The organism is Halomonas sp. SL18_1 (assembly GCF_055755715.1).
Genome location: NZ_JBVTRK010000001.1, coordinates 3630810 through 3645115, shown reverse-complemented (window position 1 = coordinate 3645115; position 14306 = coordinate 3630810). Strand labels below are relative to the sequence as shown.

Here is a 14306-nt window from a genome sequence, read left to right as displayed (position 1 = left end):
CAGCGATGCGATACCAAGCGCGATAAAGGAGGCACCCCACATGCTGGAAAACCTGATTCGAGCGCTGCGTCGCCTGCTGGGTCGCGCCTCGGCGTCCGATAGCGCTGCCGAGGACCCGTCTTCCCCGGCCCGGCGTCGTCCGGCGGGCCGGACACCGGGAGCTCTCCCGCCACCGATGGAGCGACAACGATGAGCAAAATAACAAGCATTGCCGATGTTCGCCGCCACTTCCGCAACAACAAGGAGCCCATCTACTTTATCTCCGCCACCAACTTCAACCTGCTGGGGATCGGCGACTGGGTGGGAATTTTCGCCACATCAACTACATCGACTGCTTCGACGGTCAGCAGCGCAACGTCTTCGTCCCCAAGGAGAAGTTTCCCCGCGACTTCGAGAGCATCGAGGACATCAACAACTACCTGCTCGAGCACAAGGAGGTCATCGACTTCATCCAGTCGCGGGCCGACGGTGAGAATGCCGGCACCGCCGCCTTCCTGATGTTCGACGAGCACACCGAGGAGGTGTGCCAGCAGCTGGGGCTCAAGGTGGCCTTCCCGCCGGCGGCGCTGCGCTCGCGCATGGACAACAAGATCGAGACGGTGCGCATCGGCAACAAGGCCGGCGTGCCCAGCGTGCCCAACGTGCTGGCCAGGGTGGGCAGCTACCAGGAGCTCTGCGAGGTGAGCCAGGAGCTGGGCACCGACCTGGTGGTGCAGACCGCCTTCGGCGACTCCGGCCACACCACCTTCTTCATTGCCAGCGAGGACGACTACGACAAGCACGCCGAGGAGATCGAGGCCGAGCCCGAGGTCAAGATCATGAAGCGCATCAACTGCCGCGGCTCGGCCATCGAGGCCTGTGCCACCCGCTGCGGCACGGTGGTGGGCCCGCTGATGACCGAGCTGGTCGGCTTCAAGACCCTGACCCCCTACAAGGGCGGCTGGTGCGGCAACGAGATGTTCGCCGGGGCCTTCTCCCAGGAGATCCGCGACAAGGCCCGGGAGTACACCTTCCAGTTCGGCGAGGCGCTGCGCGAGGAGGGCTACCGCGGCTACTTCGAGCTCGACTTCCTGATCGACATGGACAGCGGCGACGTCTATCTCGGCGAGCTCAATCCGCGGGTGACCGGCGCCAGCTCGCTCACCAACGTGGCGGCCTTCGCCCACTCCGATATCCCGCTGTTCCTCTTCCACCTGCTGGAGTTCTCCGATCTCGACTTCGAGCTCGACATCGAGGAGATCAACGAGCGCTGGTCCCACCCCGACAGCGTCGACAGCTGGAGCCAGCTGGTGATCAAGCATACCGACGAGAGCGTCGACCTGCTCACTTCCGCCCCGCGCACCGGGGTGTGGAAGATGGCCGAGGACGGCAGCATCGCCTATGACCACTACAGCTACCACCCCCACGCCGCCGAGAACGAGCAGGAAGGCTTCTTCCTGCGCATCAGCGGGGCCGGCGATTTCCGCTACGAGGGGGCGGACCTGGGCATCCTGATCACCCGCGGGCGCCTGATGGACGACGATTTCCAGCTCACCGAGCGCGCCAAGGCGTGGATCGACGGCATTCGCGACCAGTACCTGGGCCAGTCGCTGCAGGACCCGGTGGTGGAGCAGGTCGCGGTCAACCACGCCGTGGGTGGCGGCAACTTCAAGATCCTGTGAGCGGGGAGCGCGGCGCTGCCTCTCGCGGCGCGCCGCCGGCCGATATGGACAAGACGCTGGTGTTCCAGAGTGTGCATGAGGCGATGCCGGGGCCCAAGTGGCGTGGGCTGTTCGACACCCACTGGCCGGCCTACGAGGCCTGGTACCTCAGCGAGGGCGAGCGCGAGCGGCCGGGCTATCTGGCCTGCCTCAACGCGCTGCGCCGGCACATGCCGGAGCTGTTGCCGAGCTACCGGGCGCTCTGCGAGCTGGCCGGGGCGGCGATCTGGCGGCGCGCTTCCTGAGTCTCTACCAGCCGCCGCCCTATATCACCGGCTGCTCCCAGGCGGTGCTGGCGCGTCCCGGTGCCACCCTGCTGGCGCGCAACTACGACTATCCGCCGGAGCTCTGCGAAGGGAGCGTGCTCTACACCCGCTGGAACGGGCGCGGCGTGATCGCCATGACCGACTGCCTGTGGGGAGTGCTCGACGGCATGAACGACCGGGGGCTCGCCGTCTCGCTGGCCTTCGGCGGGCGCAAGGCGGTGGGGGAGGGCTTCGGGGCGCCGATCATCCTGCGCTATATCCTGGAGTTCTGCCACAGCGTGCCCGAGGCGGCCGAGGTGCTGGCACGAGTGCCGACCCATATGGCCTACAACATCACCGTGGCCGACAGCGCCGGGCGCTACGTCACGGCGATGATCGGCCCCGATCGCCGGGCCAGCATCCGCCGCGTGCCGGTGGCCACCAACCATCAGAAGAAGATCGAGTGGTACGCCCATGCGCTGGCCTCCGAGACCCTGATCCGCGAGCGCCAGCTCTCATCCTGGTGGACGATGAGGCCACCACCGAGGAGCGGCTGATCTCGGCCTTCTTCTCACCGCCGCTGTTTCGCCACGACTACGCCCGCGGCCTGGGCACGGTGTACACCGCCGTCTACCGCCCCGGGGAGGGGCGCGCCCAGTTCCACTGGCCCGGTCGCTGGTGGGATCTCACGTTCGACGACTTTCCGGAGGAGCGACTGACGGTGCGCTATGGCGCGCGCAATCTTACCGCCGGCTAGGCGTTTCCGGAGCGTCGACGACAGCGGCCGACAATAATCAACATACGAAGGTGGCGTCATGCAAGAGACCAACCATTCCGATACGTCCTACTCGGCGCTGGGCTTCTATCACAAGATCTCCCACCTGCGTGCCGACACCTGGAATGCACTGAAGCGCGATCTTGGCATCCTGGTGCGGCTCGACGACGAGAGCCGCGCCAAGAACCTGATCAAGGCCATCGACGTCAAGCTGACGCGGCTCGAGATCATCGAGGACTACCACGCCTTTCCCTCCAAGGAGGACTTTCGCCATCTCTGGTCGCTGTTCGACCGCGAGGAGTACACGCTGCTGGAGAAGGTGGTCAAGCGGCTGGTGCGAGCGCTGATCAGCGAGTCCTACCGGCGCCGCCACGTGGACCTCTCCGAGACCGATGCCGATGCCGAGGATCTCGAGACCCTGGACGCCCTGGCCCAGCTGCGCCACGGCCACCCGGCCTCCAACAGCTCGGCGCAGCCCTACTTCGAGCTGCTGGTCGTCGACAACCTCTCCGCCCAGGAAGAGGAGGTGGTCCGCGAGGCCTTCCGCAACATGCGCCGCCCCGAGGACCGCTTCGTCTACGACGTGGTCACGGTGAGAAGCTTCGAGGACGCGCTGATCGCGGTGCTGGTCAATCCCAATATCCAGGCCTGCCTGATCCGCTACGAGTTTCCCTACAAGTCCAAGTACAACCTCAGCGCCCTGCGCAACTACCTGGAGGGGCTCTCCGAGAAGGCACTGGAGAGCCAGACCGAGGCCGAGCGCAGCATCCTGCTCAGCTCGATGATCCACGAGCTGCGCCCGGAGATCGACCAGTTCCTGGTCACCAGCGGCGACGTGGAGGCCACCGCGAGCCGCGACATCCGCTATTTCAATCGCATCTTCTATCGCGAAACCGACTACATCGAGCAGCATCACACCATCCTGCGCGCCATCGACAGCCGCTACCGCACCCCCTTCTTCGATGCCCTGCGCGAGTACAGTCGCAAGCCCACCGGCGTCTTCCACGCCATGCCCATCTCCCGGGGCAAGTCGGTGACCCGCTCTCACTGGGCGGGGCAGATGATCGACTTCTACGGCATCAATATCTTCCTGGCCGAGACCTCGGCCACCTCCGGCGGGCTCGATTCGCTGCTGCAGCCCTACGGGCCGATCAAGAAGGCCCAGGAGTATGCCGCTAGGGCCTTCGGCGCCCGCCAGAGCTTCTTCGTCACCAACGGCACCTCGACGGCCAACAAGATCGTCGTTCAGGCGCTGATCAAACCCCGCGACATCGTGCTGATCGACCGCGACTGCCACAAGTCGCACCACTACGGCATGGTGCTGGCCGGCGCCCACGTCAGCTACCTGGACTCCTATCCGCTTCACGACTACTCCATGTACGGGGCGGTGCCGCTGCGGGAGATCAAGAAGACCCTGCTCAAGTACAAGCGCGCCGGGCAGCTCGACAAGGTGAAGATGCTGCTGCTCACCAACTGCACCTTCGACGGCGTGGTCTACAACGTGCGCCGGGTCATGGAGGAGTGCCTGGCGATCAAGCCCGACCTGGTGTTCCTGTGGGACGAGGCGTGGTTCGCCTTCGCCGGCTTCAACCCCACCTATCGCCCCCGCACCGCCATGCACACCGCCCGCACCCTGCGCTACCGCTACCGCAGCGACAGCTATCGGGAGGAGTACGCGGCCTGGAAGGCCGAGTTCGATGCCCTCGACCCGGACGATGACGCCACCTGGCTCGACAACCGCCTGCTGCCCGACCCCGAGGCGGTGCGCATCCGTGCCTACGCCACCCACTCCACCCACAAGACCCTGACCTCGCTGCGCCAGGGCTCGATGATCCATGTATGGGACCAGGACTTCCGCCAGAAGGTCGAGGCGCCGTTCCACGAGGCCTACATGACCCACACCTCCACCTCGCCCAACTACCAGATCCTCGCCTCGCTGGACGTGGGGCGCATGCAGGCCGAGATGGAGGGCTTCGAGCTGGTCCACGCCCAGGTGGAGGCGGCGCTCTCACTGCGCGAGCAGCTCTACAGCCACCCGCTGCTGCAGAAGTATTTCCGGGTGCTCAAGAACGCCGACCTGGTGCCGGCGGAGTATCGCGAGTCCGGGGTCGAGTCCTACTACGACCCGGTCACCGGCTGGAACGCCATGGAGGAGGCCTGGGCCCGGGACGAGTTCGTGGTCGACCCCAGCCGGGTGACCATCGCCATCGGCGCCACCGGCGTCGACGGCGATGCCTTCAAGAACGACTACCTGATGAACAAGTACGGTATCCAGATCAACAAGACCTCGCGCAACACCGTGCTGTTCATGACCAACATCGGTACCACCCGGGGCTCTATCGCCTACCTGCTCGACGTGCTGATCAAGCTGGCCAAGGAGTTCGAGTACCGCTGGGAGGAGAGCAGCCGCCCCGAGCGCAAGATCATCGAGCATCACGTGCGCTCGCTGACCCAGGAGCTGCCGCCGCTGCCCGACTTCAGTCGCTTCCATGACGCCTTCCGGCCCAATCCCGCCGGCGACACCCCCGAGGGCGATATCCGGCGCGCCTATTTCCTGAGCTATGACGAGGAGAACACCGAGTACCTGCGCTTCGACAACGGCGAGCTGCAGGGCGAGATGCGGGCCGGGCGCGACGTGGTCTCGGCGAGCTTCGTGATTCCCTATCCGCCGGGGTTCCCGGTACTGGTGCCGGGCCAGGTGATCAGCGAGGAGATCCTCTATTTCCTGCAGGCCCTGGACGTCACCGAGATCCACGGCTACCGCCCCGAGCTCGGCCTGATCGTGTTCACCGAGGCGGCCCTGGCCGATCCACCGGCGGGCTGAGTCGGCCGCTGCGGTCGCGCCCAAGGGGCGCGGCCAGGCCGCAGAAGAAATCGACGACTTAACGCGTCAGGACGAAAAATATCGCAACTCGCCAGGCGCTCGATCGAAAAGTCCTTCCCCTTCAAAGCCTTTACCCTATGGTCATCGAGCGGCCAGACGGCCGCTCGACCATTTTGACCATCACCGGCCATCTCCACGATCCGCGGGCCGGTGCATTCAGGGGAGGTGCCGCATGAACATGAAGCTGGCCAGGACGCTGTCCACCATGCTCGACGATCCGCGTCTTTTCCGTCAGTACGCCTATGTCGACGGCAAGTGGACCCACGGCGAGGGCGGTCGCGAAGAGGCCGTCTTCGATCCGGCCACCGGCGAGGCGCTGGGCCATATCCCCTGGCTCGAGGCACACCAGATCCAGGCTGCCGTGGACGCCGCCGATGCCGCCTTCGTGCACTGGCGGGCGCTGCGCGCCGACGAGCGCTGCGAGCGGCTGCTGGCCTGGCACGACCTGATCCTCGCCAACCGCGAGGACCTGGCCATCATCATGACCCTGGAGCAGGGCAAGCCACTGCCGGACGCCCGCGGTGAGGTGGAGTATGGCGCCAGCTTCGTGCGCTGGTTCGCCGAGGAGGGCAAGCGCACCTTCGGCGAGACCATTCCCAGCCACATTCCCAGCGCGGCGCTGGGCACGATCAAGGAGCCGCTGGGAATCGCGGCGCTGATCACGCCCTGGAACTTCCCGCTGGCGATGATCACCCGCAAGGCCGCCGCGGCCTTGGCCGCTGGCTGCTCGGTGATCGTCAAGCCGGCCGGCGAGACCCCCTTCTCGGCGCTGGCGCTGGCGGAGCTGGCCGAGCGCGCGGGCATTCCCGCCGGGGTCTTCAACGTGGTGCTGGGCGAGCCCGCGGAAGTCTCCAAGCTGCTGTGTGCGGAAGAGCGGGTCAAGGCGCTGTCGTTCACCGGCTCCACCCGGGTCGGACGGCTGCTGCTGGAGCAGAGCGCCCAGACGGTGAAGCGCGTCTCCCTGGAACTGGGCGGCAACGCCCCTTTATCGTCGGCCCGGACATGGACCCCAAGGAGGCCGCCTATGCGGCGGTGGCCGCCAGTTCCAGACCGCGGGGCAGGACTGCCTGGCCGCCAACCGCATCCTCGTGCACGAGTCGATCCATGACGACTTCGTCGCCCACTTCGCCGAGCGCATGGCGGCGCTGACCGTGGGCAACGGCCTGGAAGGCGAGGTCGACCTGGGGCCGCTGATTCACCGCCAGGCGGTGGAGAAGGCCGCGGCCATCGTCGACGACGCCCTCTCCCGCGGGGCGACCCTGGTGGCCGGCGACCAGAGCGCGGCACCCGGCGAGAACTTCTTCATGCCGGTGCTGCTCACCGGGGTGACGGCGGAGATGAAGGTGTGGCGCGAGGAGAACTTCGCGCCGGTGGCGGGGGTGACCCCCTACCGGGACGACGAGGAAGTGATCGCCATGGCCAACGATACCGAGTATGGTCTCGCCGCCTACGTCTACACCCACGACATCCGCCGCATCTGGAAGCTGCTGCGGGCGCTGGAGTACGGCATGGTCAGCGTCAACTCGGTGAAGATGACCGGTCCCCCGTGCCCTTCGGCGGCGTCAAGCAGTCGGGCCTGGGCCGCGAGGGCGGCATCACCGGCATCGATGAGTATCTGGAGACGAAGTATTACTGTCTGGGCGGCCTGGGCTCCGTCTCTGGTAGTTGATTCCTGTCCCTGTGGGAGGCCGGCTCTGCCGGGCGATTGGCGCCGCAGGCGCCCGGGTGCCTTCCGGCAGTGCTGCGCACTGCTTCGCGCGCTGAAGCGTCCTCCCACCGGATGGGCCGCCGAAGGTAGGGAACCAATTGTGGGAGGCCGGCTCTGCCGGGCGATCGTCGCCGCAGGCGCCCGGGTGCCTTCCGGCAGTGCTGCGCACTGCTTCGCGCGATAAATCGCCCTCCCACCGGATGGGCCTCCGAAGGTAGGGAAACCAAGGTGGGAGGCCGGCTCTGCCGGGCGATCGGCGCCGCAGGCGCCCGGGTTCCTTCCGGCAGTGCTGCGCACTGCTTCGCGCGATAAATCGCCCTCCCACCGGATGGGCCACCGAAGGTAGGGAAACCAATTGTGGGAGGCCGGTTCTGCCGGACGATTGGTGCCCCCGAGTAACTTTACTGAAACCTCCCCGGCGGGACGCCGGGGAGCCTTGAGAAAGAGAGAGCGAAATGAACCAGCAGCACAGGGAACTGATCGACCGCGACCGCAAGGTGACCTTTCACGCCTCCACCCACCTGCGCGACTTCGCCCATGGCGATGCGCCGGGCCGGGTGATCACCGGCGGCAAGGGCATCCATATCCGCGACAAGGACGGCCGCGAGTTCATCGACGCCTTCGCGGGCCTCTACTGCGTCAATATCGGCTACGGGCGCACCGAGGTGGCCGAGGCGATCTATCAGCAGGCCCTGGAGCTCTCCTACTATCACACCTACGTGGGCCACGCCAACGAGCCCCAGATCGCGCTGTCCGAGAAGATCCTCGAACTCGCCGGCCCCGGCATGTCCAAGGTCTACTACGGCCTGGGCGGCTCTGATGCCAACGAGACCCAGCTCAAGATCGTGCGCTACTACAACAACGTGCGCGGCCTGCCGCAGAAGAAGAAGGTCATCTCGCGCATGCGCGGCTACCACGGCTCGGGGCTCGCCACCGGCTCGCTCACCGGGCTCAAGGCGTTCCACGACCAGTTCGACCTGCCCATGGCCGGCATCCTGCACACCGAGGCGCCGTTCTACTACCAGCGCGCCGCCGAGCTGGAGGGCATGACCGAGCGCGAGTTCTCGCAGCATTGCGCCGGCAAGCTCGAGGAGATGATCCTGGCCGAAGGGCCCGACACCGTGGCCGCCTTCATCGGCGAGCCGGTGCTCGGCACCGGCGGCATCGTGCCGCCGCCGGAGGGCTACTGGGAAGCCATCCAGGCGGTGCTGGCGAAGTATGACGTGCTGCTGATCGCCGACGAAGTGGTGTGCGGCTTCGGGCGGATCGGCGCCGACTTCGGCAGTCATTACTACGGCATCAAGCCCGACCTGATCACCGTCGCCAAGGGGCTGACCAGCGCCTACCAGCCGCTATCCGGCGTCATCGTCGGCGACCGTGTCTGGCAGGTGCTGGAAGCCGGCACCGGCGAGTACGGCCCCATCGGCCACGGCTGGACCTACTCCGGCCACGCCCTGGGCTGCGCCGCCGGCCTGGCCAACCTGGCGATCATCGAGCGCGAGGGCCTCACCGCCAACGCCGCCGAGACCGGCGCCTACCTGCAGCAGCAGATGCAGGCCGCCTTCGGCGACCATCCCATCGTCGGCAACGTGCGCGGCGTGGGCATGCTGGCGGCGCTGGAGTTTTCGGTCGCCCCCGAGCAGCGGGCGGCCTTCGACCCGGCCCTCAAGGTGGGCCCGCGTATCGCCGCCGCGGCGCTCGACGAGAACCTGATCGCCCGCGCCATGCCCCAGGGCGACATCCTGGGTTTTGCGCCGCCGCTGGTCACCACTCGTGCCGAGGTCGACGAGATCGTTGCCCGGGTCCGCCGCGCGGTGGATGGGGTCACCGATGCCCTGGTGCGCGAGGGCGCCCTCCAGGCGGTGCGCGCCTGACGGCGCCCCAGCGCCACCAGTCAGCCGATGAGAGCGCCGCGGGGAGACCCCGCGGCGCTCTCATGTGCTTGGCTTGAGTAGCCGGGGCTTGAGCCTGCCACCCCGTGGCCTCATGCTCTGTCATCGAGACCCAACCGAGGAGCGCGACGATGGCAACGGTACTGGCCTTCGATGTCTACGGCACCCTGATCGATACCCACGGCGTGGTGGCGGAGCTGGAAACCCGGCTTGGCAAGTCGGGCAGGCAGGGGCTGGCCGCCGAGTTCTCACGACGCTGGCGGGACAAGCAGCTGGAGTACAGCTTCCGCCGCGGCCTGATGGGCGCCTATGTGCCGTTTTCCCAATGCACCGAGGAGGCGCTGGCCTTCACCGATCGCGCCTTGCAGACGGCGCTTTCGGACAGCGACAAGGCCCACCTGATGGGCGTCTACGGCGAGCTGCCGGCCTTTGCCGAGGCGGCCGAAACCCTGGCGCGGCTGACCCGGGCCGGCGTGCGCTGCGCGGCCTTCTCCAACGGCACCCGGGAGGCGGTGGAGGCGCTGCTCGACCGGGCGGGCCTCGGCGAGCACTTCGAGACCGTGGTCAGCGTCGACGAGGTCAAGCGCTTCAAGCCCGATCCGGCGGTCTACGCCCACCTGCGCCACCGCCTCGATGTTGCCCCCGGCGATACCTGGCTGATCTCCAGCAACCCCTTCGACGTGATCGGCGCCCGTCACGCCGGCCTGCACGCCGCCTGGGTGCGCCGCACCCCCGAGGCCCCCTTCGACCCCTGGGGCGTCGAACCCGATATGACGGTGCCCGACCTGGACGCCCTGGCCGAGCGGCTGGCCTAGCAGCCTGTCATTGGTCAAATCCGACAGGCTGCCAGGACTCAGGCCACCGGCAGTCCGGCGGCCTTCCACTCCGGATAGCCCTCCTCGAAGCGCCGGACGCGATAGCCGAGCTGGCGCAGGCGCTGCACGGCCTCGTGGGAGAGGGCGCAATACGGCCCCCGGCAGTAGGCGACGATCTCCTTGTCCCGGGGCAGCCTCTCCAGCATCACCTCGAGCTGGGCCAGGGGGATGTTGATCGCCTCGGGCAGATGCCCGGCCTCGTACTCCTCCTCGGGTCGAACATCCAGCAGTGCCACCTGCCCGCTTTCCAGCTTGGCCAGCAGCTCACCTCGGGAGACCGCTTCCAGAGCCCCCTGGGCATCGTCGTCGGCAAATAGCCGGCCGACCAGGCGCTCCATTTCGGCCAGGTTGGTCTCGGCCACCTGGCGCAGCAGGCCCATCAGGGTGACGACGCGCTCATCGGTCAGGCGATAGATCATCTGCTTGCCGGCGCGCCTGGCAGTCACCAGGCCCGCTCGCCGCAGCTGCTGAAGATGCTGGGAGGCGTTCCCTACCGTGAGATCGGCGGTGCTCGCGAGCGTCTCAACCGGCGCCTCGCCCTGGGCCAGGCGCTCCAGCAGGGCCAGGCGGTGACCGTTGCCCAGGGCGCGGGCAACCAGGGCCAGGGTGTCGAGCAGTTGCTGTTGCGACGTCATCGTTGCATCTCTCGATGGAAAGCGGATACCCCCATTGTGCCGGTTGACAGAGGGTCATGCATAGAACCATCATTCTATCGATTCATGGAATGATGAAAAAGGAGCGACGCCATGCAGACCCTCATCGTCATCAACGATCCTCCCTACGGCACTGAACGACTCTACAATGGCCTGCGCCTCGCCCATGCGCTGCTCAAGCGCGAGAGCGAGGTGACCGTGTTTCTGATGGGCGATGCCGTGTCGGGCGCCAAGCGCGGCCAGCAAACTCCGGACGGCTTCTACAACGCCGAGCGCATGATCAAGCGCGTCACCGCCAAGGGCCGCGTGTTGCTGTGCGGCACCTGCATGGATGCTCGGGGAATCGCCGTCGACGAGCTGGTGTCGGGCGCGCAGCGCAGCACCATGGAAGCCCTGGCCGAGGCCACCGAGCAGGCCGACAAGGTGTTGATTTTTTGACGCGTACTGCTGGGTGCAGTCCTTAGGCACCCTGTGAACGGATTCAGCCGCGAAGGAGAGAGGCTCACATGACCCCCGCACGCTTGGAAAAATGCAACGTGGCCATTCTGGTCATCAGCCAGACGCTATTCATGGTGGCTTCGATCACCGTGATGACGCTGAGCGGGGTCATCGGTCAGCAGCTCAGCCCCGACCCGAGCCTGGCGACGCTGCCGATTGCCATGATGATGCTGGGCACGGTGATCTCGACCCTGCCGGCCTCGCTGTACATGAAGCGGGTGGGGCGGCGCCGCGGGTTCATCACGGGAGCGAGCCTGGGCGGCGTGCTCGGGGGGCTGATCAGCTTCGGCGCCGTTGCGGGGGCACCTTCTGGTTGTTCTGTGCCGGCAACCTGCTGCTGGGCCTCTATCAGGGGTTCGCCATGTACTATCGCTTCGCGGCTGCCGACGTGGCCAGTGCCGCCTTTCGCAGCCGGGCGATCTCCTTCGTGATGGCCGGCGGGGTGGTCGCCGCCTTCCTCGGCCCCTGGAATGCCAGCGTGGCCACCGACCTGGTGGCTGGCGTGCCCGGCGGTGGCCCCTATCTGGTCATCGCCCTTCTCGCCCTGCTGGCCATTGGCCTGCTGACGCAGCTGCGGGTACCGCCCAGCGGCGAGCCCCAGCCCGGCGAGACGTCACGCTCCATGGCCACCATCGCCGCCCGGCCCGGCTTCCTGGTGGCGGTACTGGCCGGGGCGGTGGGCTACGCCATCATGGTGCTGGTGATGACCGCCACGCCGCTGGCCATGCGGGCCCGCGGCTTCGAGATGGCCCAGGTCGCCTTTATCATGCAGTGGCATGTGCTGGGCATGTTCGCCCCCTCATTCGTGACGGGTAGCCTGATCGCCCGTTTCGGTGTGTCGGCCATTCTGCTGGCCGGTACCGCCTTGCTGGCCGCCGCGGTCCTGGTCGCCAACCTCGGTGCCAGTCTCGGGCACTTCTGGGTGGCCCTCGTGCTCCTCGGCATCGGCTGGAATTTCCTCTTCGTGGGGGCAGCGCGCTGCTGTCTTCGGTACATAGCGAGGCCGAACGCGGCAAGGTGCAGGGCATCAATGACCTCATCATCTTCGCGCTGGTGGCCATGGGGTCGCTGATGTCGGGGGCGCTGCTGCACCGCCTGGGCTGGGAGACCCTCAATCTGGCCATGCTGCCGGCGATTTTGGCGGTGGCCCTGGCCACGCTATGGCTGCGTCGTGGTAGCCGTCGCGCGATGTCCCGTCCCGTCTAGCCCTGATCCGACGCGGCCGGGGACCGGCTATCGCCTCGCGCCGACCGGTGGGGACGCCCGCTATATGGTGATGAGTATGCCGCCGCTGGCGAGGAGGATGACCACCGCCCAGGCGGGCAGTTTCCAGACGCTGAGCAGAAGAAAACCGGTCAGCGCCAGGGCGAACTCCCGGGGACCGAGAATGGCGCTAGTCCAGACCGGCTGGTAGAGGGCAGCACCCAGGATGCCCACGACTGCCGCATTGGCGCCGCGCATCAGCGCCTGGGCGCTGTCCCAGCGACGAAAGCGGTTCCAATGCGGCAACACTGCCACCAACAGCAGCATTCCGGCAGGAAGATCATCACCAGGGCCAGGGTGGCGCCGAAGACGCTGCCGCCGAGCGGTCCCATCACTGCCCCCAGATAGGAGGCAAAGGTGAATAGCGGCCCCGGTACGGCCTGGGCAGCGCCATAGCCGGCAAGGAACTCGTCCGCACCGACCCACCCGGATTGCACTACCTCGGCCTCGAGAAGCGGCAGCACCACATGCCCACCGCCGAACACCAGTGCACCGGCGCGATAGAAGGCGTCCATGACCGCCAGTGTCGTGGAGGGGGTGGCCCACGCCAGCAGCGGCAGTCCGACCAGCAGGGTCATGAAGGCCAGCCCCGCCAGGTAGCCGGCCCGAGGCGAGACGGGCAGTGTCATGGGCGTTACCTCCGCCTCGGCGTGAGCGCGACAAAGCACCATGCCGGCGAGGGCGCCGACCACGATGGCCGATACCTGGCCCAGCGGGCCGCTAACCAGCACAACGGTGAATATGGCCGCCAGTGCAATGCCGGCGCGCCGCTGATCGGGGCAGAGGCTTCGGGCCATGCCCCAGACGGCGTGGGCGACAATGGCCACCGCCGTCACCTTGAGGCCGTGGATAATGCCTTGGCTGACGTGGCCGTCAAGCGCGGCAGCACCCAAGGCAAACAGCACCAGCACGATGGCCGAGGGTAGCGTGAAGGCCGCCCACGCCGCCGCCGCCCCCCAGGGGCCGGCGCGCATCAGCCCCAGGGCGAAGCCCACCTGACTACTGGCAGGCCCGGGCAGGAACTGGCAAAGCGCCACCAGGTCGGCATAGGCGTGCTCCGTGAGCCATCGCCGACGCTCCACGAACTCGGTGCGAAAATAGCCGAGATGGGCGATGGGACCGCCGAAGGAGGTCAGGCCCAGCATCAAAAAGGCGGTGAAAACTTCTCTGATGTGCCCGGCGGGTTCTGGTGTATGGCTCATCGCTCGGACTCCTTGTCATTCATGGTTTCACCGGTAAGCTCTCGCAGCTGTCGTTTGGCGACCGCCAGCCCTTCCCGACCGAGGTCGGTTGCTCGGTAGAGTCTACGGCGGGTGCTTCCTTGGGACTCTTCACGGGAAATCAGGTACCCCTTGCGTTCCATCGAATGCAGCATGGGGTATAGGGTACCGGGGCTGAGTCGATAGCCATGGTGGGCCAACTCGTCGATCATCCACTGGCCGTAGATCTCATGTTGAACCGCATGGTGGAGGACATGCAGCCTCACCAGGCCTGCCAGCAGGTCATGATGCTCCATGGAAGTGACACTCCCGTGACCAATAACGAAAGTCGATATCGAATTTCGTTTTATCAAGCCGGCACCTTCGTTTCAACTCGTCGTGTTCCAGAGAGGCGCCAGACGTTGCATCAAGGGTTGAGCATTCCGACCAATGACAGGGGGCGGTCGATCACAGCAGGTTGAAGTGGTCCCATTTGGAGCGGACTCGACGATAAGCCTTATAGGGGAGGCGGGAGCGCGCAAAGGCGAGTAGGGGAAGGGCTTCCTTGTCCATGGTCAAGTCATGCGTCGCTCAATTAGCTGATTTTTCTATAA

At 66.6% G+C, this 14306-nt stretch carries 13 protein-coding genes and 2 pseudogenes; 12 read left to right on the top strand and 3 right to left on the bottom strand.

Annotation, left to right across the window (positions count from 1 at the left end; all coding sequences use genetic code 11):
* Positions 1-98 precede the first annotated feature (98 nt).
* The 8 genes and pseudogenes from ACSJDS_RS18565 (at position 99) to ACSJDS_RS18530 (ending at position 10019) form a co-directional block, all read left to right on the top strand.
* Positions 99-1661, top strand: a complete 1563-nt coding sequence (locus ACSJDS_RS18565) for a biotin carboxylase (protein ID WP_473035074.1) — start codon at positions 99-101, stop codon at positions 1659-1661.
* Between the two features lie 44 nt (positions 1662-1705).
* Positions 1706-1945 carry a hypothetical protein gene (locus tag ACSJDS_RS18560; protein ID WP_473035115.1) on the top strand — a complete coding sequence of 80 codons (240 nt, stop codon included), beginning with the start codon at positions 1706-1708 and terminating at the stop codon, positions 1943-1945.
* On the top strand, positions 1846-2502 hold the full coding sequence (locus ACSJDS_RS18555; RefSeq protein WP_473035073.1) for a C45 family autoproteolytic acyltransferase/hydolase: 657 nt from the start codon (positions 1846-1848) through the stop codon (positions 2500-2502). Before ACSJDS_RS18560 ends, ACSJDS_RS18555 begins: the two co-directional genes overlap by 100 nt.
* Positions 2469-2702: a hypothetical protein gene (locus ACSJDS_RS18550; protein ID WP_473034526.1), complete on the top strand. Its 234-nt coding sequence runs from the start codon at positions 2469-2471 to the stop codon at positions 2700-2702. Before ACSJDS_RS18555 ends, ACSJDS_RS18550 begins: the two co-directional genes overlap by 34 nt.
* A gap of 58 nt (positions 2703-2760) precedes the next feature.
* Positions 2761-5544 carry an aminotransferase class I/II-fold pyridoxal phosphate-dependent enzyme gene (locus ACSJDS_RS18545; RefSeq protein ID WP_473034525.1) on the top strand — a complete coding sequence of 928 codons (2784 nt, stop codon included), beginning with the start codon at positions 2761-2763 and terminating at the stop codon, positions 5542-5544.
* Positions 5545-5776: 232 nt separating this feature from the next.
* Positions 5777-7273: pseudogene (locus tag ACSJDS_RS18540) on the top strand (NAD-dependent succinate-semialdehyde dehydrogenase).
* Positions 7274-7767: 494 nt separating this feature from the next.
* Positions 7768-9186 (top strand): aminotransferase, encoded by a 1419-nt coding sequence (locus ACSJDS_RS18535; protein WP_473034524.1) that lies wholly within the window; start codon positions 7768-7770, stop codon positions 9184-9186.
* Positions 9187-9335: 149 nt separating this feature from the next.
* Entirely contained in the window at positions 9336-10019 is a 684-nt protein-coding gene (locus tag ACSJDS_RS18530; protein ID WP_473034523.1) for a haloacid dehalogenase type II, read from the top strand.
* Between the two features lie 38 nt (positions 10020-10057).
* Here ACSJDS_RS18530 and ACSJDS_RS18525 read toward each other — a convergent pair whose 3' ends face one another.
* Entirely contained in the window at positions 10058-10714 is a 657-nt protein-coding gene (locus tag ACSJDS_RS18525) for an ArsR/SmtB family transcription factor (RefSeq protein WP_473034522.1), read from the bottom strand.
* Between the two features lie 111 nt (positions 10715-10825).
* Here ACSJDS_RS18525 and ACSJDS_RS18520 point away from each other — a divergent pair, with 111 nt between their 5' ends.
* From ACSJDS_RS18520 to ACSJDS_RS18505, 4 genes are all read left to right on the top strand, one after another.
* Positions 10826-11170: a DsrE/DsrF/TusD sulfur relay family protein gene (locus tag ACSJDS_RS18520; RefSeq protein ID WP_473034521.1), complete on the top strand. Its 345-nt coding sequence runs from the start codon at positions 10826-10828 to the stop codon at positions 11168-11170.
* A gap of 68 nt (positions 11171-11238) precedes the next feature.
* The gene (locus tag ACSJDS_RS18515; RefSeq protein ID WP_473034520.1) at positions 11239-11661 is read left to right on the top strand and encodes a hypothetical protein; all 423 of its coding nucleotides are present in this window, start codon (positions 11239-11241) and stop codon (positions 11659-11661) included.
* Positions 11592-12302, top strand: coding sequence for an MFS transporter (locus ACSJDS_RS18510; protein ID WP_473034519.1), 711 nt, complete (start codon positions 11592-11594; stop codon positions 12300-12302). The genes ACSJDS_RS18515 and ACSJDS_RS18510 overlap by 70 nt, the downstream gene beginning before the upstream one ends.
* Complete coding sequence (locus ACSJDS_RS18505; protein WP_473034518.1) at positions 12290-12436, top strand: hypothetical protein; 147 nt, start codon at positions 12290-12292, stop codon at positions 12434-12436. Before ACSJDS_RS18510 ends, ACSJDS_RS18505 begins: the two co-directional genes overlap by 13 nt.
* A gap of 60 nt (positions 12437-12496) precedes the next feature.
* Here ACSJDS_RS18505 and chrA read toward each other — a convergent pair.
* Both chrA and ACSJDS_RS18495 read right to left on the bottom strand, forming a co-directional pair.
* A pseudogene (gene chrA / locus ACSJDS_RS18500) lies at positions 12497-13695 on the bottom strand (chromate efflux transporter).
* Positions 13692-14009: a PadR family transcriptional regulator gene (locus tag ACSJDS_RS18495; protein ID WP_473034517.1), complete on the bottom strand. Its 318-nt coding sequence runs from the start codon at positions 14007-14009 to the stop codon at positions 13692-13694. The pseudogene chrA and the gene ACSJDS_RS18495 overlap by 4 nt, the downstream one beginning before the upstream one ends.
* Positions 14010-14306 lie beyond the last annotated feature (297 nt).